Source organism: Pedobacter sp. 22226, from assembly GCF_052045455.1.
Lineage (GTDB): Bacteria > Bacteroidota > Bacteroidia > Sphingobacteriales > Sphingobacteriaceae > Pedobacter > Pedobacter jeongneungensis.
Window position 1 is genome coordinate 46,328 of the sequence record NZ_JBQEPB010000005.1, and the last position, 20,756, is coordinate 67,083.

General features: G+C 38.1%; 15 protein-coding genes. 9 read left to right on the forward strand and 6 right to left on the reverse strand.

Features of this window, described 5'->3' with window-relative positions:
- Positions 1-135 precede the first annotated feature (135 nt).
- Positions 136-1,098 carry an isopenicillin N synthase family dioxygenase gene (locus ACTJKC_RS12335; RefSeq protein WP_344852691.1) on the reverse strand — a complete coding sequence of 321 codons (963 nt, stop codon included), beginning with the start codon at positions 1,096-1,098 and terminating at the stop codon, positions 136-138.
- Between the two features lie 270 nt (positions 1,099-1,368).
- Between ACTJKC_RS12335 and msrA the strand changes: the two genes are divergently transcribed.
- The 3 genes from msrA (at position 1,369) to ACTJKC_RS12350 (ending at position 4,434) form a co-directional block, all read left to right on the forward strand.
- Positions 1,369-1,968 carry a peptide-methionine (S)-S-oxide reductase MsrA gene (gene msrA, locus ACTJKC_RS12340; RefSeq protein WP_440792298.1) on the forward strand — a complete coding sequence of 200 codons (600 nt, stop codon included), beginning with the start codon at positions 1,369-1,371 and terminating at the stop codon, positions 1,966-1,968.
- Positions 1,969-2,041: 73 nt separating this feature from the next.
- A complete protein-coding gene (locus tag ACTJKC_RS12345; RefSeq protein ID WP_440792300.1) occupies positions 2,042-2,398 on the forward strand; it encodes a VOC family protein in 357 nt (118 codons plus the stop codon).
- 518 nt (positions 2,399-2,916) lie between these two features.
- On the forward strand, positions 2,917-4,434 hold the full coding sequence (locus ACTJKC_RS12350) for a malate:quinone oxidoreductase (protein ID WP_344852694.1): 1,518 nt from the start codon (positions 2,917-2,919) through the stop codon (positions 4,432-4,434).
- 984 nt (positions 4,435-5,418) lie between these two features.
- On the opposite strand, the gene ytxJ is transcribed toward ACTJKC_RS12350, so the two are convergent.
- The 3 genes from ytxJ to ribH all read right to left on the reverse strand — a co-directional run bounded on the left by ytxJ (position 5,419) and on the right by ribH (position 6,506).
- The gene (gene ytxJ / locus ACTJKC_RS12355) at positions 5,419-5,751 is read right to left on the reverse strand and encodes a bacillithiol system redox-active protein YtxJ (protein WP_344852696.1); all 333 of its coding nucleotides are present in this window, start codon (positions 5,749-5,751) and stop codon (positions 5,419-5,421) included.
- An 87-nt stretch (positions 5,752-5,838) separates the two neighbouring features.
- Complete coding sequence (locus ACTJKC_RS12360) at positions 5,839-5,961, reverse strand: hypothetical protein (RefSeq protein ID WP_255352041.1); 123 nt, start codon at positions 5,959-5,961, stop codon at positions 5,839-5,841.
- Positions 5,962-6,014: 53 nt separating this feature from the next.
- Complete coding sequence (gene ribH, locus ACTJKC_RS12365) at positions 6,015-6,506, reverse strand: 6,7-dimethyl-8-ribityllumazine synthase (protein ID WP_025145257.1); 492 nt, start codon at positions 6,504-6,506, stop codon at positions 6,015-6,017.
- Between the two features lie 164 nt (positions 6,507-6,670).
- On the opposite strand from ribH, the gene ACTJKC_RS12370 reads away from it, so the two are divergent.
- Positions 6,671-13,033, forward strand: a complete 6,363-nt coding sequence (locus ACTJKC_RS12370; protein ID WP_440792304.1) for an MG2 domain-containing protein — start codon at positions 6,671-6,673, stop codon at positions 13,031-13,033.
- Positions 13,034-13,282: 249 nt separating this feature from the next.
- Here the strand turns inward: ACTJKC_RS12370 and ACTJKC_RS12375 are convergent, their stop codons facing one another.
- Together ACTJKC_RS12375 and ACTJKC_RS12380 are read right to left on the reverse strand one after the other, a co-directional pair.
- The gene (locus ACTJKC_RS12375) at positions 13,283-13,957 is read right to left on the reverse strand and encodes a LytR/AlgR family response regulator transcription factor (RefSeq protein WP_440792306.1); all 675 of its coding nucleotides are present in this window, start codon (positions 13,955-13,957) and stop codon (positions 13,283-13,285) included.
- Positions 13,958-14,183: 226 nt separating this feature from the next.
- Entirely contained in the window at positions 14,184-15,722 is a 1,539-nt protein-coding gene (locus tag ACTJKC_RS12380; protein WP_440792308.1) for a sensor histidine kinase, read from the reverse strand.
- A gap of 378 nt (positions 15,723-16,100) precedes the next feature.
- On the opposite strand from ACTJKC_RS12380, the gene ACTJKC_RS12385 reads away from it, so the two are divergent.
- From ACTJKC_RS12385 to ACTJKC_RS12405, 5 genes are all read left to right on the forward strand, one after another.
- Positions 16,101-16,448 (forward strand): Spx/MgsR family RNA polymerase-binding regulatory protein, encoded by a 348-nt coding sequence (locus ACTJKC_RS12385; protein WP_440792310.1) that lies wholly within the window; start codon positions 16,101-16,103, stop codon positions 16,446-16,448.
- Positions 16,449-16,516: 68 nt separating this feature from the next.
- Entirely contained in the window at positions 16,517-17,257 is a 741-nt protein-coding gene (locus tag ACTJKC_RS12390; protein ID WP_344852702.1) for a carboxypeptidase-like regulatory domain-containing protein, read from the forward strand.
- 117 nt (positions 17,258-17,374) lie between these two features.
- Positions 17,375-19,360, forward strand: coding sequence for a M1 family metallopeptidase (locus ACTJKC_RS12395; protein WP_440792312.1), 1,986 nt, complete (start codon positions 17,375-17,377; stop codon positions 19,358-19,360).
- A gap of 120 nt (positions 19,361-19,480) precedes the next feature.
- Positions 19,481-19,888, forward strand: coding sequence for a RidA family protein (locus ACTJKC_RS12400; protein ID WP_440792314.1), 408 nt, complete (start codon positions 19,481-19,483; stop codon positions 19,886-19,888).
- Positions 19,889-20,139: 251 nt separating this feature from the next.
- Positions 20,140-20,751 carry a class I SAM-dependent methyltransferase gene (locus tag ACTJKC_RS12405; protein ID WP_440792316.1) on the forward strand — a complete coding sequence of 204 codons (612 nt, stop codon included), beginning with the start codon at positions 20,140-20,142 and terminating at the stop codon, positions 20,749-20,751.
- Positions 20,752-20,756 lie beyond the last annotated feature (5 nt).

Sequence of the window (20,756 nt, forward strand, 5' to 3'; positions counted from 1 at the left end):
TTAATATAGTTTTTGGTTAGTAATTATAAAGGGCAGTAAAACGCTAACAAAAAAAAGCACCGGTTTCTAGCCGATGCTTAATTTCTTATTTAAGGTTGGATGGAGGCTCCAAACTGACAAGTCCAGGCTCCCAAACTACTTTTTCAATCCAATTTCTCTTAATCTTTCATCCAGGTATTCTCCAGCCGTCATATCACTATAAGCTTTTGGATGTTCCGCATCTATGGTTGATGGTAAGCTGGTTAAATCCATGTCGCTGCGTGGGTGCAGGAAAAATGGTACTGAGAAACGCGAAGTTTTCATCAGTTCGCGCGGAGGGTTTACCACACGGTGGGTGGTCGATTTTAATTTGTTATTGGTTAAACGTTGCAGCATATCGCCAACATTTACCACGATATCCGTATGGTGCGCTTTAATCGGTAACCACTCATTGCTGCGGGTTAATACTTCCAGTCCATCTGCACTGGCGCCGATTAATAAGGTAATCAGGTTAATATCTTCATGGGCTCCCGCACGTACAGCATCATCAGGAATAATTTCAGGATTTTCGATCGGGAAGTAGTGAATGCCCCTTAAAATCGAATTTCCATTATGCACATGTTTGTCGAAATAGTTGATCGGCAACTCTAAATAGGTAGCAATGGCACGTAATAAATGCGTTCCGTTTTCTTCCAGTTTTTTATAGATATCGCCTGTTACTTTGTTAAATTCAGGAAGTTCTTCTAAAATCTCATTGTCAGGATATTCATTTTTAACCGGATCTCCATCAGTCACTTCCTGACCAATTTGCCAGAATTCTTTTAAATCTGGCGTTTTAGCACCCTTGGCTGTTTCCTTACCTGCGCTGGTGTAACCACGTTGCCCAGCCAATTCTGGTTTTTCGTATTTTCTTTTCGTTTCAACAGGCAAAGAAAAAGCAGCTTTAATATTTTCATAAAGCTTATCGATTAATTCCTGGCTTAAACCATGGTTGGTAATGGTAACAAAACCCGAATCGTTAAAAGCCCTGCCCAATTCATCAGAAAACTTTTTACGTTCTTCTTCAGAACCATTGATGTAGGAACCTAAATCTAAACAAGGAATATACGGTGTAGACATAATTTTAAATTTTAATGTTATACGAATTTAAAAAAGAATTGTTAATAAGTGCATTTAGCTGGTAAAATAGCTATTTAAAATTTTGTTAATCAGTAATTTAAGTTATTAACATTAACATCGAAATCAACAAATTGTTACGATTGTCATACAAAATCCATTATTAATTTAATGCAAACTACAGCCTGTTTTTTTGCGTATAATTAGATGTAAATAATTCGATCCGCAATGAGGTTTATGGATTATTTTCGACTAACAAATAAAAACACACACATGAAAAAAATAATTTTAATCCTGTTTGCGGTATTGGCCTTAAACCAGGCGAATGCACAAGGAAAAAAGACAGAGAAAGCAACTTTCGGAATGGGTTGCTTTTGGTGCACCGAAGCAATATTTCAACGTTTGAAAGGTGTAACTTCGGTTAGATCGGGTTATGAAGGAGGTACTTTAACTAATCCTACTTACGAAGAAGTTTGTACAGGTGCAACCGGGCATGCAGAGGTTTTGGAAATTACCTATAACCCGATGGTGATTTCTTATGATGACTTACTGGAAGTTTTTTGGAAAAGCCACGATCCTACAACTCTTAACCGTCAGGGAGCTGATAGTGGCACTCAGTACCGTTCTGTTGTTTTTTACCACACACCTGAGCAGAAACAGCTGGCAGAAAAATATAAAGCAGAGTTAAATAAAACCAATGCTTACGGCAAAAAAGTAGTTACCGCCATTGAGGCCGCCAAACCATTCTATGTAGCCGAAAACTATCACCAGAATTATTTTAACAAAAATGGCAGCGAGCCTTATTGCAGGTTGGTGATCCAGCCAAAAATAGATAAACTGGAAAAAGTATTTAAAGCGAAACTTAAAAATTAAATACTTATTTTGTTAAGCCCTGCAATAAACGTTGCAGGGCTTTTTCTTTTTTAAAAATTTTAATTATCTGGTTATGGTAAAAAGGATTGTACTCAACATCGATACCCAAAAAATTACCGATGCAGCAGGTTTTTATAAAGATATTTTAGGTCTTGATCTAATGATGGATCATGGCTGGATTGCCACCTATGGAGCTGCTAATCAAAAAATGGGTGTACAAATCAGTTTCGCTTCCGAAGGCGGATCGGGTACGCCAACGCCAGATTTATCCATCGAGGTTGAAAATGTTGATGTGGTATTTGAAAAAGTGAAATCAGCCGGATTTCCTGTCGAGTATGGTCCGGTTAATGAACCTTGGGGCGTCCGTCGGTTTTACACCCGCGATCCTTTTGGTAAATTGATTAATATTTTAAGCCATATTGAGGACTAATTTATCATAATTAATATGCTTTTCCAGTTTCTTTTTGTCGAGTTAGAGCAGCAACTGGTCGGTTTTCTCTCCACCGCATGAAGTAAAAAACAGTACAGTGCAGAAGAAGAATAACTTTTATATGAGGTAAATTGCTTTATAAATAGATGTATAAAGCTAATTTTTTGGTAGGGAAAAAAATATAAAATCATTTTTTATCATTGTTTGTATGAATTTATAACGGTGATTTTATTTTTTATTGAAGAAATAATAAAAATTACTGTGCTTTTAACGGTTGATGATAAAATTTCCTATCTAATTGGAGGGCTTTTTAAGAGATTGGCAATGCCTTGCTAATGTTGTTTTAATGTCTTTTTAAAATTTAAGAATTAAGCTTTTAAACTTTGGACTAAACTTTGATAAATGCCTATTAGAAAAGGGAATATTTCTAATTTTTAGGCAATTTTTTTCAGAATTAATGCCTTAAAATTCGTGGGATGTTTAAAATCATTCTAAATTTGTAAATCCTTTAAAGTAAGATGACAAAAAAGAAAAAGACAGTTGGTAAAACTGACGCTGATGTAATTTTAATAGGGGCCGGCATCATGAGTGCAACCCTGGGTGTTTTATTAAAACAACTAGAGCCCAATTTAAGTATCGAAATTTACGAACGTTTGGATATTGCGGCAGCAGAAAGTTCTGATGCATGGAATAATGCCGGAACAGGACATTCGGCTTTTTGCGAATTAAATTATACCCCCGAGAAGAAGGATGGTACGGTTGAAATTAAAAAAGCGGTGCAGATTGCAGAGCATTTTGAGGTATCTAAACAATTTTGGTCTTACCTGGTAAATAAAGGATTGGTTTCTGACCCCTGCAATTTTATCCGCAATATTCCCCACATGAGTTTTGTTTGGGGCAAAAAGAATGTAGATTACCTTAAAAAACGCTACGATGCATTAACCCAATGCGATTTGTTTAGCGATATGCAATATACCGAAGATGCGGAGCAGGTAAAAAACTGGGCACCATTAATTATGGATGGCCGTAAAAAAGGTGAAAAAGTTGCTGCAACCAAAATGGATCTTGGTACTGACGTCAACTTCGGAACCTTAACCCGCGACATGTTTAACAACTTAAAGGAGCAAAGTAATGTTAGCATGCATTTTAACCACGAAATCCGCGACCTGAAAAAGAATAAAGACGGTAACTGGATTATTAAGGTTAAAGATCTTGAAACTGGAGATAAACGTAAGCGTGTAGCAAAATTTGTATTTATAGGTGCTGGCGGTGGTTCGTTACCATTGTTAGAGAAATCGGATATCCCTGAAGGAAAAGGTTTTGGCGGTTTTCCGGTAAGCGGACAATGGTTAAAATGTACCAACGAGGAAATTATTAAAAAACACCACGCCAAGGTTTACGGAAAAGCAGCGGTTGGGGCACCGCCAATGTCGGTACCGCATTTGGATACCCGGATGATTAATGGCAAACAGGCTTTATTGTTTGGGCCTTATGCTGGTTTTTCGACCAAATTTTTGAAAAATGGTTCTTTTTTAGATTTACCGAAATCAATTAAATTCAATAATATCCGTCCGATGATTTCTGCCGGATTGCATAACCTCGATTTAACGAAATATTTAATCGAGCAGGTAAGGCAATCGCCAGAAGACAGGTTGGAAGCTTTAAAAGAATATTTACCAACAGCCGAACTTAAAGACTGGGAACTGGAATATGCCGGACAACGTGTTCAGGTAATTAAAAAGGACGAAAAGCAAGGTGGCATTTTAGAATTTGGTACTGAAGTGGTAAGTGCAGCCGATGGTTCTATCGCAGCTTTGTTAGGTGCTTCGCCGGGTGCTTCGACAGCAGTATCGATTATGCTCGATTTGTTAAACCGTTGTTTTGCTGAAGATCTGGCAACTGACGAATGGCAGGCTAAAATTAAAGAGATGATCCCAACCTACGGAAAATCACTTGCGCAGGATGCCGAGCTTTGCAAAGCAACCAGAAATAAAACTTCGAAGGTATTAAAAATAGAAAATACTGTTGTAGCTTAGGCTATGACAATCATAAATTCTAAAATGTCCTGATGTAAATTGGGACCTTTTTTTTTGATCCGATCCTCGGTTTGTGTCCTCACGGACCAAAACCATAAACCCAAATACACGAAACGTTCCTACGGAACGAACACAAATAATAAATTATCTGTGTCTACCCATGATTCGTCCCGCTGGGACGGCACCCTTGTATTTAATTAATTGTTGGCAATATTCTACGTTCCGGAAGAGCGATTCAAAGATAATATTCAAGAAAAGCGGCTTCTTTCGTTCCGTAGGAAGGTTTGGTGGTTTCAAAACATAAAAGCCTCCGATCCTCGGTTTGTGACCTCACAGACCGGAACTATAAATCCCAATACACGAAACGTTCCTACTGAACGAACACAAATAAAAATTATCTGTGTCTACCCATTATTCGTCCCGTTGGGACGGCACCCTTGTATTTAATTAATTATTGGCAATATTCTACGTTCCGGAAGAGCGATTTATAAGATAACATTCAAGAAAAGCGGCTTCTTTCGTTCCGTAGGAACGTTTGGTGGTTTCAAAACATAAAAGCCTCCGATCCTCGGTTTGTGTCCTCACAGACCGGAACTATAAATCCCAATACACGAAACGTCCCTACGGAACGAACACAAATAATAAATTATCTGTGTCTACCCATTATTCGTCCCGCTGGGACGGCACCCTTCTATTTAATTAACTATCGGCAATATTCTTCGTTCCGTAGGAACGTTTGGTGGTTTTCTGTTCACTGGCCTTAAGGGTATAAACCTGATGGGAACGGCAGCTTCCGATTTTTTCAATCGGAACTACAGTGTACAGCAGGGCTATCGTAACCGATGAAAAACCGGACCTTGCTTTTCTAATAAAAAAGAAAATTATTTTTTAACCCTAAGCCTTAGAAATAAAAAAATGCCCAAATTTTATTTCAGGCATTTAAGATCCTGAAATAAATTCAGGATGACGTTTTTTTATTTATCGTTAAGCTGCAATTACCTCTGCAACTTCTTCGGCAGAAATATCGCTGTGCGAGGCTTCCAATACGCAATCGCCGTCTTTGATCAATAAAATCTGTGGCGATTGATGCGCTACCTGAAATACTTCGGCAATTTTGTTAGAAATATCGCGGTAACTGATCAGGTCTAAAAAATAAAGTTTGGTATCTGCCGGAATCACATCCCAATCAAATTCGAAATTCTTTTTAGCCATTAAACTGATGGAGCAACGCGTGCTGTGCTTAAAAATAAGGCTAAAACCGCTTGCATTTTTGATTTCATCAAGTTGTTCTATTGAAGTTAAGTTAACCCAAGTCATGATATATATTATTGTTTACAGGGATAACACTTGCAGTTGAATAAAGTTCTGCAAATGACCTGAAAATGAAGATTGTAGATAAGAAGCTTAATTTCTTCTGCGTTTGCCTTCAGGGTAAGATCCGTAAGCAGGGCAAAGTTTAGAAGAACAAGATTCTAAAATGGTAATGGTGCTGAACACCGCCAATAACAGGATGGCTACTTTTTTCATCGATCTGATAAATTTTAAACTTCTAAGTTACAAATAATTATTAAAACACAAGTTTAAATCTGTGCAGAAAAATCGGCCATTTTAATTGCAGTAATTGCAGCCTCATCGCCTTTATTGCCATGTTTACCACCTGCACGGTCTTGCGCCTGCTCTAAATTATTGGTGGTTAATACCCCAAAAATAACGGGTTTACTGTATTTAATGCCAACATTGGTTACACCCTGCGCCACTGCATCGCAAATAAAATCGAAATGTTTGGTATCGCCCTGTATTACACAGCCTAAGCAGATTACGGCATCAATATCGCTTCTTTTACTTAGCAAAATTTCTGCTCCACCGGTTAATTCGAAGCTTCCGGGTACAGGTAAAGAAATAATGTTTTCTTCGGCAACGCCATTTGCTAACAGGGTTTTTAATGCACCATTGTACAGAGCACCGGTAATTTCGGCGTTCCACTCGGCTACAATAATCCCGAATTTATAGTTTGCACCACTTGGAACAGTGGTGTGAGAGAAATCGGATAGATTTTTTAATTGTGTTGACATAGGGACAAAGATAATGTTATGGCCCGAATGTTAAAAACCTTAATGTTTGCTGGTTGTAACATTTAATTCTTTAATACTTAGATTCGTAAAAGAATCAGATAAATTTTAACGGCTTATGGAATTTCTACGCGCCAGCCATCTATATTAAAACGCAACGTTATCTTATGAACATATTATTACGCCTCCCTGCATTATTTATTTTAATCTTTTTACTAACGTTTAATGCCTCCGCGCAACGAAAATATACAACCAACGATTTTTACAGGGTCGATTCCATTGCTAATCTGGCTAAACCCAAAGATGCACTGGCCCTGGTAGAAAAAATAAATAAACAGGCTCATGAAACACACAATACGCCATTAATAATTAAATCGGTTATTTACCGGATGATGTTTCAAAGCTATTTGGAAGAGAATGCGTTTGATAAGATTTTAGTTGATTTACGTAAAGATATCAGTAATGCCAAACAGCCCGAAAAAAGCATTTTGCAATCGCTTTTAGCCGAAACCTATTGGAATTACCTGCAGCAAAACCAATGGCAGATTAACCAGCGTACACAGGTGCAGGGCGATATTGGAGATGACATTAAAACCTGGAGCATAAAAAAACTGAATGATGAAACGGTTAAATATTACCTGTTATCGTTACAAGAAAGTCAGGTTTTACAGCAGACTAGAGTAGATACCCTTGATGCAGTTTTAGCTGGCGATAAAAAATACAGAAGCTTTCGGCCAACTTTGTACGACCTGCTGGCGCACCGTGCCATCGATGTTTTTAGCAATACACAGATCGGCCTTACCCAATATGATGATGAATTAATTGATATGAGTAATGTAAACTGGTTTAACAACAGGCAAACTTTCCTGGCCACTACAATACCAGCCGACAGCACTTCATTTAAACCGCAGGCAATACAGGTGTTTAAAAACCTGATCAGGTTTCATCAACACAGCAATAATTTTTCGGCACTGGCAGATGTGGATTTAAAACGGTTAAAATTTGTGCAACAGCATTTTACGGGTGAAGACCTTGAAGCATATTACAAGGCCTTAGGTGAGTTGGCTGAGCAAAGCAAACAAACCGAAGTTTACGCTGATATTCTGTATGAACAGGCCCTGATGCATAAAAATGCACAATTACCGGTTGATACCAATAAACAAAACCTGATTGCGGCAGTTGCTTTAGCCGAAAAAGCGATTAATGCTTTTCCAAAAAGTATTGGTGCAGAAAATGCCCAAAATTTAATCGAAGAAATTAAAAGCAGTAACTTATCGGTTAAAGTAAAAGAATTTGTGCAGCCTGATCAACCCAGCCAGTTATATTTATCATATAAAAATACAGATACCATACAGTTAAGGTTGTACAACTCGCCTCAATTTAAAAATGATTATGAACAGTTTAGGGATAAAACAGAATTTTTAGCCTTTTTAAAAAAGAATAAGGTTATCAGGCAATGGGCAATAACTACGCCTAAAACAAAGGATTATCAAACCCACACTCTGGTTGATAAAATAGATGCTTTACCTTTTGGTAGTTACACTTTAATTGTTGAAACCATTAACCGTGCACAAAACGATACTGTTTATAGTAACATCAATTTTAAGGTTACAGCAATGGCGGTAATTAATAGACGTAATGTGGATAAACACGAATATTTTGTTAGTGAGCTAAAGAACGGCGCACCTTTAAAAAATGTGAAGATCAGGCAGCGCAGGTATGATTACAATACCCGTAAATATATTGATGGAGATTTGTTAACTACCAACGATAACGGTTATGCCAGTACCAATGAAATTCAAGGAAGTATGAGCGCCGCATCCATAACGCTTGGTAAAGATGAATTACAGATCAAAATTAATAATTACAATAGCTACCGGGATGATGATGAAGATAAAGAACGTATAATTCTATTTACCGACAGGCCGATTTACCGCCCGGGACAAACGGTTTATTATAAAGGATTATGTTTGAAAGTCCAAAATGGGAAAAATAAAATTGAAGTAAATAAAGCTGTTGATGTTTCTTTTAAAGATGCCAATAGAAAAGAGATCGCAACTTCAAAAGCAATGAGTAATGATTATGGCACATTTCAGGGGTCTTTTAGCATTCCGATGGGTTTATTAAATGGCCAGATGCAAATTGAAACCGGATATGGAAGTATTTATATCCAGGTTGAAGAATATAAACGACCAACTTTCGAAGTGGTTTTTGATAAGCCTGATAAGCACTATAAACTGAACGATAGCATTAAGGTACAGGGAAAAGCCAGTTCTTTTTCAGGATACTCCGTAAGCAACGCGAAGGTAAATTATAAGGTTTTTAGAAGGGTGATGGATGATTATCGCTTCACTTACGAACAACGTAGTGCTGTTTATGGCTCAAGAATGTACTCAGAAAGAAAACAGGTAGCCATTGGCAAAACAACTACCCAGACAGGTGGTAAATTCGGGATCGCGTTTTTTGCAAAGGCAACTGATACCCGGGCAAATTATAGCTACGAAATTGTGGCTGATGTAACCGATTTAAATAGTGAAACCCGCTCGAAGACAATCACTATAAATGTAGGAAAAAAGGATATTGCACTTAATATCAGCGGTGAGCAAGTTGTGTATTTAAGCAATAAAACCGATAGCATTTCCTTTTCGGTAACCAATTTAAATAACGAACCTGTTAAGGCCGATGTTAAAGCAGAATGGAATTTGTTGCAGGCACCATCAAGGCTGATGAACAAAAGTCCGTTTTATGCCGAAAATTATGCTATGGGCAGGGAGGCCTTTATTAAAAACTTTCCGGATGATGATTATAACAACGAGCTCGAAGTAGCCAAATGGCCAATAAAATCGGTAGAATTTAAACAGAACCTGACGGCTAAAAACGGTCGTGGAAATTTAACCTTCAGCCAAAAAGACCTGAAACCAGGATATTATAAAATCACTATTGCGGCGGTAAGCGGGCAAAATGATACGGTTAAAACAGATAAATACCTGGTCGTCTATCAGGCACAATCCGCGGTAATACAATCAAACATCGAATGGATTACACCAGAAATTAGCGTAATCAAACCAACCGAAAGCGCTATATTCCGTTTGGCAGGGCTGGCAGAGAACAGTAAGGCTTATTACGAGGTTTATTATCGCGATAGCATTGCCGAAAAAGTCTGGATTAACTTATCGCCAAAACAGACCATTGTTAAAATTCAACCAAAAGCCTACTACGAAGATGGTTTTGCCGTACAGTTTACCATGGTGCATCAAGGTACCGTTTACAATTCCATGCAACAGGTTAAAATTGCAGATCCAAAGAAAGAGCTGAACATCCGCTTTTTAACCTTCAGGGATAAATTACAGCCTGGTGAAAAGGAAAGCTGGAAACTCCAGATCAGTAATAACAAGGGTGAGAAGCAAATGGCCGAAATGGTGGCCACACTTTACGATGCAAGTTTGGACGACCTTAAGCAAATGAATTGGAATACGAATTTGCAAACCAGTTTTAACTATGATTTTTATAACTGGAACTTCAATGCAAACAATGTTGCCAACCCGGGTTACTTATGGTTTTTAAGATCTGATAACAATTATAGTGTAATTACACGTGGTTACGAAAGCCTGAATTTATTTGGTTACAACTATTACGGAGGCTACAATTATGGCTACCGTAACTATATGAATAATTTACAAAGACCTAAAAGAAAGGGTTTATCTCCTGAAGCATTTAAAAAGCTGGCAGAGTTAGAAAATGGTAAGCTAATTTATGGCGTGGTATTCGATAGCCAGGGCGAAATATTGCCTGGGGTTCAGGTAAGAGCGGGTAAATTGGTAACCACAACTAATGTTTTTGGTATTTATACCATTGATGCCAAAGCAGGTGATAAATTGAATTTCGCTTATATTGGCTATAAGGGATATTCTGTAAAAATTGGCAATAAAAAACGTGTAGACGTAACGCTGAAAGAAGATGGTACGGCTTTAAATGAAGTAGTAGTTGTTGGTTATGGTGCGCAAAGAAAGGAAAGTATGACCGGGGCGGTAATGCAGATACGGGGAGCGGCTCCTTTACAGGGAAAAGTTGCCGGATTAGCAACATCAGCGATTTATGGTAGTAGATCTGCAGATACTTTGACTTTTGCCATGGCAGGTGATGAAAAATCAGCAGGAGTGAATCAAGAAATAGAGGCGCTTAAAGATAAAAAGACTAACATTACTCCCCGTACCAACTTTAACGAGCTTGCATTTTTTTATCCGCAGTTATTAACCGATGCCAAAGGCGAAATCAAAATAGAATTTACCATACCGCAGAGTTTAACCCGTTATAAAATGATGGGTTTTGCGCATACCAAAGATTTAAAAACCGCATCCATCACCAACGAGCTGGTTACGCAAAAACAATTGGCCATTGCCATTAATGCTCCGCGTTTTTTCCGTGAGAGTGATACCATTTTATTAAGTGCCAAACTTAATAACCTGGCTGGTAAAAAACTAATCGGTGATGCCAGTCTAACACTTACAGATGCTTTAACAGGAAAACCAATCCGGATTTTCGGCACAAATGATAAATCAGAAAAAACTTTTGAGGTGGATAATGAAGGCAATGCCGTTTTAAAATGGATACTCATTATTCCATCAGGCATTAATGCAATAACTTATAAAGTTTTGGCACAAAGTGGCAAATTTAGCGATGGCGAAGAAAATACCATTCCGGTTTTAGCAAATGCCATGTTGGTTACCGAAAGTATGCCGATAAATGTTCGCGGTAATACCACTAAAACATTCGATTTTGAAAAGCTCGAAAAATCGGGAAGTTCCAAAACCTTACGCAACCAAAGTTTAACTTTCGAATTTACCTCCAACCCGGTTTGGTACGCCGTACAAGCCCTGCCATATTTAATGGAATATCCTTACGAGTGTGCCGAACAAACTTTCAGCCGTTTTTACGCCAATAGTTTTGCAACGGGGATTATTAACTCATCGCCAAAAATTAAAACGGTTTTTGAGCAATGGAAAAATACCAATAACGGCGAAGCACTGTTATCCAATCTGGAAAAAAACCAGGAATTGAAATCTATTTTATTAGAAGAAACCCCGTGGGTACGTAATGCAGATCATGAAAGTGATCGTAAAAAACGTTTGGCTGTACTTTTCGACCTTAACAGAATGACTTATGAATTAAAAGCCAATTTTGAAAAGTTAGAAAAAATGCAGTTTAATAATGGTGCTTTCCCCTGGTTTAGTGGCATGCAGGAAGACAGGTACATTACGCAGCATATTGTTTTAGGCATGGGCCAGTTAAAAAAACTGAAACTAATTGATGAAAAAGCCTCTCCGAAATTTAATACCATGCTCAATAAAGCCATTATTTATTTAGATGCAGCCCTGGTAAAAGATTATAAAGATGAAATAAAAGGAAAACGATTTGCTTATTTGCCACTACATTACCTTTTTGCCAGAAGTTATACCGATCAAAAAAATACCAGTTCTGATTTCGTAAAGGCTAAAGATTTTTACCTCAAAAAACTGGCATCCACCTGGAAAACCTTCGATACTTATCAGTTGGCTCAAACAGCATTGGTGCTAAACAGAAACGGCTATAATGTAGAAGCAAAAAAAATCATCACCCTGTTAACCCAAACCGCACAACAAAACGACGAACTGGGCATGTATTGGGCCACCAATAAAGCTGGCTGGTGGTGGTACCAAAGTCCGGTTGAAACGCAGGCTTTATTGATTGAAGCTTTTGATGAAGTGGCCAATGATACCAAAGCGGTTGAGGAAATGAAAATCTGGTTGCTCAAAAATAAACAAACAAACGATTGGAGAACGACAAAAGCAACCACAGCTGCGTGTTACGCCTTATTAATGAGGGGAACAGATTTATTAACTGAAAATAATGAACCTGAAATAACCATTGGAGGTCAGAAATTGGCGGAATTACAACAACCCAATGCTACAAAAGAGGCCGGAACCGGCTATCAGAAAATAACCATTGCAGGTGTAAATGTTAAACCTGAAATGGGCAGGGTAGAAGTTAAAAATAATAACCAAACCATCGCCTGGGGTGCATTATACTGGCAATATTTTGAGCAACTGGATAAAATTACGTCAGCGAATACCGGTGTTAAAATTAAAAAGCAATTGTTTATTCAGAAAGCCAGCGATAAAGGCGATGTGCTCACGCCACTTACTGGTGCCAATATTTTAGCACCGGGCGATTTATTGAAGGTACGTATAGAAATTTATTGCGATAGGGACATGGAATATATCCATTTAAAAGATATGCGTTCCTCAGGTTTCGAACCCGTAAATTTGATTTCGCGCTATAAATACCAGGATGGTTTGGGTTATTATGAGAGTACAAAAGATGCCTCAACTAATTTCTTTATCAGTTACATGCCAAAAGGAACTTATGTTTTCGAATATCCGCTGCGGGTTACCCATTCCGGAAACTTTTCGAATGGCATTACCAGTTTGCAGAGCATGTATGCACCTGAATTTACCACGCACTCAGCCGGAATAAGGGTAAACGTAAAATAATGTGTTACAACCTCGCAGGCTTTTAAAATCTGCGAGGTTAAGATACACGCAGTAACTCAGGTGCTCAATTTTTTTTTGGAAAAGCAGGGCCCGGTGCACATGGGTTAAGGAGTCCTGCTATCCGCTTCAAAGCCTGGGTTCGTACCTCACCTGCGGGTTTTACGCTACTATCAGGTTTATTTAATACTGGTTCTGCATTTTATAGTGCTGTTCCAGACCTTGCCTATTCGAAAATCTGCGAGGTCTAAATTAAATAAGTTGTATTCCACCATAAGTGGCCCCAATTGGGATAATTTTATCACCGATCCAGATTTGGTTGCGGTCATATTTGGATACTTTGTTTTTGGCTACAATAAAAGCCCGGTGACAGCGGATAAAATCTGTTTTTGGCAACAATTCGGCCAGGTCGTTTATGGTGATGCGCGAGCTTAATAATTTATCTTTCAGTTGGATCTGGGTGTAATTTCCAGAGGCTTCCACATAGAGGATTTCGTCTAAATTAACCTTAATTTGTTCATAACCATCCTTTACAAAAATGTACTCCATTTTTGCGTCCAGTTTCAGGTTTCGAAGATTAAAGAGTTCCTGTGCTTTATTGCAGGCCTTTAAGAAACGCGAAAGTGAAAAAGGTTTTAACAAATAATCAACAGCATCCAGTTCAAAACTTTGTACCGCATGTTCGGTGTAAGCTGTAGTAAAAATCACCATCGGTGCTTTACTCAAACTCTTTAAAAAATCAATGCCGCTGATATCAGGCATTTTGATGTCCAGAAAAATCAGGTCAACCTTATTATGCTGAAGATAACTGATGGCCGCAAAAGCATCAGTAAAAGTTTGCTGCAACTCTACAAACGGAACTTTTGAGGCATGAGATTTTATAATATCCAGCGCAATCGGTTCATCATCTATAGCAATAGCAATCATTTTCTATGGTCTTTTCTTTTACTTTTTTCTTTTTTTGTCGTGCTGAGAAAGGAAGCATTTCCGTAGATACACAAGCGATCGTCATTTCGACCGTAGCGGAGAAATCTTTTAAACATCATTCAAAGATTTCTCCATTACGCTGCGCTCCAGTCGAAAGGACGAATCACCCAAATTTATCAATATAAATTATTATACCCGTTTATTTAATTGCTGAAGATACGTATCACTAATCCAACTGCAAAGTTAAATGAACAAAAAACTCGTTGGCACTTTCGCGGATAATCAGTTCGTGTTTTCCGTAGTAAAGCAATGATAAACGTTGTTTTACATTCTCGAGTCCGATACCGCTTTTCAATTTTTCCGGATCATTATCGGCTTTAATGTAAATGCTGTTGCTTACATCGAAATATAAAGTACTTTCTTTAGTTTGTAAGGTGATTTTAATATAAGATGGCTGTTGCAAACTAATGCCATGTTTAAACGCATTTTCGATAAAGGGGATCAATAACATGGGTGTAATCTGCAAATTGTTCAATTGTTCTTCAATATGGGTGTCAATCCTGATATCCGCAGAGCGAGAGGTGCGGAGCTTTTGTAAATCGATATAGTTGTTCAGGTATTCTACCTCGCGGGTTAATGAAATCTTATCCTGTGTATTTTCATGGAGCATAAAACGCATCATATCGCCCAGTTTCTGTATCCCTTCGCCCGTTCTTTCTGCATTTTCCTGTAAGGCTGTTCCAAACAAGGTATTTAAAGCGTTAAACAAAAAGTGCGGGTTGATCTGCGATTTTAAGAAATTCAGGTTCGCATCCGATTTTCCCAGTTCCGTTTTCAGCATCTGGATTTCGCTTAGTTTTTCAAATTTATGTTTGTAAATATACCAGGCAGATGGCGTAGTAATGCAGATTAAGCATATCGCATTTAAAATTAACGTAACCGGAACAATTGCGCCATTACGCATAAAAGGAATAAGGATAATTAAGAGCAGGAGTGAGATAATAATGGTGATGCCCACATTTCCCCAAAAATACCGCCCAAAACCTTTAAAATCCTTTCTGAGGTTTGGAATAATGTAATAAATGGCACAAAAGGCAACAAAAATATTTACCGGAGGCACAATACTCCAGATGACCAGTAATTCATAATCTATCTTCACAGAAAGTACTGCAGTAAAAATCATTAGCGTAATCAGCCAGATTTTGGTGCTTACAAAGAGTTCCGGAACGATGTTGTTATGGTAATTTTTTAATAACGGTATTCTTTTTAGTAATTCTAAGCCCCGCTCATTAAAATAGGCATAAGCATTAAAGAGTAGATATAAAAAGAAAATATAAGTAAAAGCTTCGCCAAAAAAGATCCCGTAAGCGTTATCGATGTTATCATATTCAACTAACCGATATGCTTGAGAATAGGTGTTGTAAACCATCCAGGCAACTACAGAGAACGCTGTGACTAAAACCGTAAGAATAAGATTTAGTGTTATGTTATTCTTATTGGCAAGTTGGGGCATGAAGCAAAAATTGAACAATAAAAAGCTGATATACAGGCTGGTGATCTTAAATAATTCCGGAATAAAGAAGTTAGCCATTACATTATAGTCGATATGGCTTTCTTCAAAACGATAAGAATTGCTCGAACTATAGATTGTAGATGAGCAGATACCAATTAGGGCCAGCACATATAGAGTTGTAGAAATCCAAAATTCAAGCTGGTTGATGTTTTTGGATTTGATGGCAGATGAATGACCAGAAAGAATTTCCATTTTGTTTTAATTAATGAGACAATTTTACAAAGAGAATCGCCTGCAATATTTAAAATGTGACAAATGGCGCAAAAAATGTGACGAACGAATAGGATTTATAAGATTACAGGATTTTTAAGATAGTAATAGTCATTCTATCATCCGTTTCCCATCTTCCATTATTCGACCATTAAGAATTTAAGTACATTAAGGTTTTTGTGTTAGTTCTTAAACGCCTGGCATTGGGTATTGTCCTTTCCATCATCCATCTTCCATTTTACATATTTGATATTGGACATTATTTCCCCTCCATCCTCCCTTTTTTATTATCTTTGAAACGGATAGCTGGATTCGTTTCTCCATTGTCCATTATACATTTTCCATCTTACATTATTCAACATGACCGTTTACGGAATTCCAAATTGCAATACAGTTAAAAAATCACTCGATTGGTTAAAGGCCCATCAGGTAGATTTCGAATTTCACGATTTCAAGAAAAAAGGCATAACCGAAGAAAAATTAAACGAATGGTGTAATACTTTCGGATGGGAAACCGTGTTGAACCGAAAAGGCTTAACCTGGAAAAAACTGACTAAAGAAGAGCAGTCAAAAATTGATAATCAGACACTTGCTGTTGCTTATTTAAAAGAGAATACAAGCGCCATCAAACGCCCCGTTATTGAGCAGAACAACAAAGCCATACTAATTGGATTTGACGATGACAATTATTTAAAAACACTAGCCTGATTCATTTGTTCTAATGTTAAAGTTTGTTAAATGCAGATTTTAAATGTCGAACTAAGTTACTTTTGAGTATGTACAAACTGATCATTTTTCTATTGCTTGCCTTACCTATGGGTGTTTTTGCACAAACGGTAACTACGGGTACAGTTTTCGATTATTCGAAAAAAACACTCTCATTGCCTGGCGTTTCCATCAGAAACCTGAACAGTAAAAAATCTACCAGTACCAACAGAGAGGGTAAATATACCATTGCTGCCAACATTGGCGATCTGATTGAATTTTCTGCGGTAGGCTATCATACTGATACACTATATTTAACCAACCTGTTAAACAGAACCATTTACCTTCCTGTAAAATCGAACAGTTTAAAAGATGTAGACATTACCGCAGTACGTATGAACAGCCAGGTTACGGATGCAAAGGATCCGTTGGCAGAGAAATATACTTTATTGAATACCGGCGGTAACCTAAACCGTAAGCGCATGACTGATAAGGTTGGGGGCTTAAACCTGAATTTAGGTTATGGTAAATATAAAAGACAGCAGCGTAAAGAAGCCGATTTAGAAGAAAAAGAAATGTACCAGGATGAAATCGACGAAAACTTTACGCCAAAAGCCATTACCGATCTTACTAAACTGGAAGGCGAAGAACTTAAAAATTTTATGATCATTTACAGGCCTTCTATTGAGGCCGTAAAAGCCGAAAGACCGTTTCGTTATGCTTTTTATATTTCACGTGCCTTTGCTGCATGGAAAAAGTTATCACCACAGGAAAGAAAATTACAGGATCTGCCAAAATTAAAAGCTAATTAAGCATATTTAATAAATATTGATCATATAGTAGCCATAATTGGTAACATTATAACCACATATAAATCTATATGTGGTTATTTTTTATATTTACCGCCGTATTACAACCTTATTATTATCATGAAATTGACTAAACTGATTAATTTTGGTTTGGTTTGTTGTGTTTTTGCTTTTTCAGCATCAGCCCAACAGGCTACAACCCCTGCCCCGGCAACAAACTATAATCCCGCTGATGCCTTTGGACCACTATTTTACACCCAAAACGGAAATGAATTCCGCTCGGCAATTGGCGCACCAGGGCCAAAATACTGGCAAAACCATGTAGATTATAACATTACCGCCAACCTCGATGAAACCAAGAACATGGTTAGCGGTACGGTGACCATCACTTACAAAAACAACAGTCCTGATAAATTGCCCTATTTATGGTTACAGCTAGATCAGAATACTTTTAAAGAAACTTCACGTGGTTATGCCATTACCCCTTCACGCAGCCGTTATGGTGCGCAGGGCGAAAAATTTGATGGTGGCTATAAAATCCAGAACATCAGTGTAGCACAAAAAGCTGGCGCGGTAAAATTTACATCTATAGTTGAAGATACCCGTATGCAGATCCGTTTAGATCAGCCTTTGGCAGCTAACGGCGATGTTGTAACCATAAAAATGGATTACTCATACATTGTACCTAAAGAAGGATCAGACAGAACCGGTCATTTAACCACCAAAAACGGTGAAATTTTTGCCATTGCGCAATGGTTCCCACGCATGTGTGTTTATGATGATGTAATCGGCTGGAATACTTTGCCTTATTGGGGCGGTGGAGAGTTTTATTGCGAATATGGCGATATCAATTTTGCCATTACTGCACCGGCAAGCCATATCGTAATGGGTTCGGGTGAATTATTAAACCCTGCCGAAGTATTTACACCAGAGCAATTAAAAAGATGGAACGCGGCTAAGCTAAGTGATGCTACTGTACACATCCGTAGCGAAGCAGAAATAACCGATCCGAAATCACGTCCGGCGAAAGATAAATTAACCTGGAAATTTAAAATCACCAATGCACGCGATGCAGCCTGGGCTTCATCAAAAGCATTTGTATTAGATGCTGCAAGATATAAACTGCCTAGCGGTAAAACCGGTTTGGCCGTTTCTGCACAACCGGTAGAAAGTAATGGTGTTGAATCTTATGGCCGTGGTGTAGAATATGTAAAATCAACCATCGAACATTATTCGTCAAAATGGTTCGAATATCCTTACCCAATGGCTGTTAATGTGGCTACTAACATTGGTGGCATGGAATATCCTGGAATTGTTTTCTGCGGCTGGACAGCTAAAAAAGCAGGTGCCTGGGGGGTAATCGATCACGAATTTGGTCACACCTGGTTCCCGATGATCGTAGGTTCTAACGAACGTAAATATGGCTGGATGGACGAAGGTTTTAATACTTTTATCAACGGTATTTCTAAGAAAAACTTTAATAAAGGCGAATATGCCGGTCCTCCTGCTGATTTACATAGAATTGGTAAAAGTGTAATCGGTAACCCGGTTTACGAAAACATTATGCAAATGCCTGATGGTATGACCGAGAGAAATATCGGCGTTAACTTATACAGTAAACCAGGATGGGGCCTGGATATTTTAAGAAACCAGATCCTCGGCGAAGATCGTTTCGATTATGCTTTCCGCCAGTACATTAAAAACTGGGCATTTAAACATCCTACACCGTTTGATTTCTTCCGTTCGATGGAAAATGGGGCAGGTGAAGATTTAGCCTGGTTCTGGAGAAGCTGGTGGTTAAATAGCTGGAAAATGGATCAGGGCATTGCAACTGTTGAGGCTGTTAAAAAAGACGATAAACTGGTGGGTTATAACATCAAAGTTGTGAACCTCGAAAAAATGCCGATGCCGATCATCCTTCAGATCAAAACCAAAAGTGGAAAAACAGAAATTGTTAAAGTTCCGGTTGATGTTTGGATGAAAAACACCAGCTGGTTGGTACGTTACCCAACTACAGAAGAAATTGAGTCGGTTATTTTAGATCCGGATAAAGTATTGCCGGATTCAAATCCTGATAACGATACATGGACCGCTACAGGCAACTAAGCTTATTTTAAATAATGCAAAAACCTCCTGATTTTAAAAGATCAGGAGGTTTTTTATTGCAAACTACCGACGGTTTACTGTAAACTATCGGATAATTTAGCAATTATAAAATTTACAGATATGGAAAAACCGACTTTAGAAATTACCAATCCCGCTGGCATATACGATCCCCGTCCGCATGCTTATTCTCACCTTGCCTCCGTTCCGGCCGATCGTGAACTGGTATTTGTTGCCGGCCAGGGCGGGAGCAGAACAGACGGCATTCTAAGCAATGATTTTAGGACGCAGGTAAGTATTGTTTTCGAAAATATTGCCTTAGCTTTAAAAAGCAAAAATTTAACCATGGCTAATATTGCAAAGTTGACAACATTGGTGGTTGATTATGATGAGGATAAACATCATGTGCTGATCGAAGAATCGAACAAAATATGGCCCGATCAGAAATTTCCGGTTAATACACTTATTCCGGTACAAAGGCTGGCTTTAAAAGGCATGTTGATTGAAATTGATGCCGTGGCTGTTGGTTAATTTATAAATCCGGTTAGAATTATTATTAAACCGATATTATTTTGGAAATGAAGGGTTCTGTTCTTTTGGGAGTGGTGCGGCCCCGCTATTTAGCGCCATGCTGGGAGCAGACTTTTCATTCTAAACCTGACAGTAGCGGGCATGAAGTGCAACGAAATAAAGCAGATGGCAGGACTGCATTTGCCAAGAACCATTGTACATTAGTTTCCAATAAAATATTATTAATCCGGCATTGTTAAAGCATGATACAGATGGAAAAAGGAGAAAGAAAAAACGTTTATAAAGTTTACAATAAAATAGGTCGTTGGTTTGCCGAAAACCGTTATGCCGATTCGGTGGAAAAAGTTTATTTAAACGAGATCATTCAGAACCTTCCACAAGATGCGAAAGTTTTGGATTTAGGTTGTGGTGATGGAAAACCCATATTGGAATATTTTATTAACCATCATGTAAATGTTTTAGGAGTTGATGCCAGTAAGCAAATGATCGAACTCGCAAAAATCAATTTCCCATCCACCAGCTTTCTGTTAAAAGATATGCGTGAACTAGAACTTGTCGAAAAATTCGATGCAATTGTTGCCTGGCACAGCTTTTTTCATCTCCCTGCAGATGATCAGCCCGATATGTTCCGTATTTTTAGACAGCACCTAAAACCTAATGGTATTCTGCTTTTCACTTCAGGTACTGAAAGGGGAGAAGTGTGGGGTATAAATGGTGGCGAAAATCTTTTTCATGCTTCATTAAATACCACCGAATATCAGAATTTGCTCCAGTCAAACCAATTTGAGGTGCTTAAACACAAAGTAAACGATCCGGACTGTGGAGGTGCAAATGTTTGGATGGCACAATATAAACCCCGGTAATTTGC

What these genes read in the sequence shown, in the direction of transcription:
- ACTJKC_RS12360 (WP_255352041.1), bottom strand. Translation starts at nt 5,961, where the DNA reads ATGAAAAAAGTAGCCATCCTGTTATTGGCGGTGTTCAGCACCATTACC.
- ribH (WP_025145257.1), bottom strand. Translation starts at nt 6,506, where the DNA reads ATGTCAACACAATTAAAAAATCTATCCGATTTCTCTCACACCACTGTT.
- ytxJ (WP_344852696.1), bottom strand. Translation starts at nt 5,751, where the DNA reads ATGACTTGGGTTAACTTAACTTCAATAGAACAACTTGATGAAATCAAA.
- ACTJKC_RS12385 (WP_440792310.1), top strand. Translation starts at nt 16,101, where the DNA reads ATGACCGTTTACGGAATTCCAAATTGCAATACAGTTAAAAAATCACTC.
- ACTJKC_RS12395 (WP_440792312.1), top strand. Translation starts at nt 17,375, where the DNA reads ATGAAATTGACTAAACTGATTAATTTTGGTTTGGTTTGTTGTGTTTTT.
- ACTJKC_RS12405 (WP_440792316.1), top strand. Translation starts at nt 20,140, where the DNA reads ATGGAAAAAGGAGAAAGAAAAAACGTTTATAAAGTTTACAATAAAATA.
- ACTJKC_RS12335 (WP_344852691.1), bottom strand. Translation starts at nt 1,098, where the DNA reads ATGTCTACACCGTATATTCCTTGTTTAGATTTAGGTTCCTACATCAAT.
- ACTJKC_RS12390 (WP_344852702.1), top strand. Translation starts at nt 16,517, where the DNA reads ATGTACAAACTGATCATTTTTCTATTGCTTGCCTTACCTATGGGTGTT.
- ACTJKC_RS12375 (WP_440792306.1), bottom strand. Translation starts at nt 13,957, where the DNA reads ATGATTGCTATTGCTATAGATGATGAACCGATTGCGCTGGATATTATA.
- ACTJKC_RS12350 (WP_344852694.1), top strand. Translation starts at nt 2,917, where the DNA reads ATGACAAAAAAGAAAAAGACAGTTGGTAAAACTGACGCTGATGTAATT.
- ACTJKC_RS12345 (WP_440792300.1), top strand. Translation starts at nt 2,042, where the DNA reads ATGGTAAAAAGGATTGTACTCAACATCGATACCCAAAAAATTACCGAT.
- msrA (WP_440792298.1), top strand. Translation starts at nt 1,369, where the DNA reads ATGAAAAAAATAATTTTAATCCTGTTTGCGGTATTGGCCTTAAACCAG.
- ACTJKC_RS12400 (WP_440792314.1), top strand. Translation starts at nt 19,481, where the DNA reads ATGGAAAAACCGACTTTAGAAATTACCAATCCCGCTGGCATATACGAT.
- ACTJKC_RS12380 (WP_440792308.1), bottom strand. Translation starts at nt 15,722, where the DNA reads ATGGAAATTCTTTCTGGTCATTCATCTGCCATCAAATCCAAAAACATC.
- ACTJKC_RS12370 (WP_440792304.1), top strand. Translation starts at nt 6,671, where the DNA reads ATGAACATATTATTACGCCTCCCTGCATTATTTATTTTAATCTTTTTA.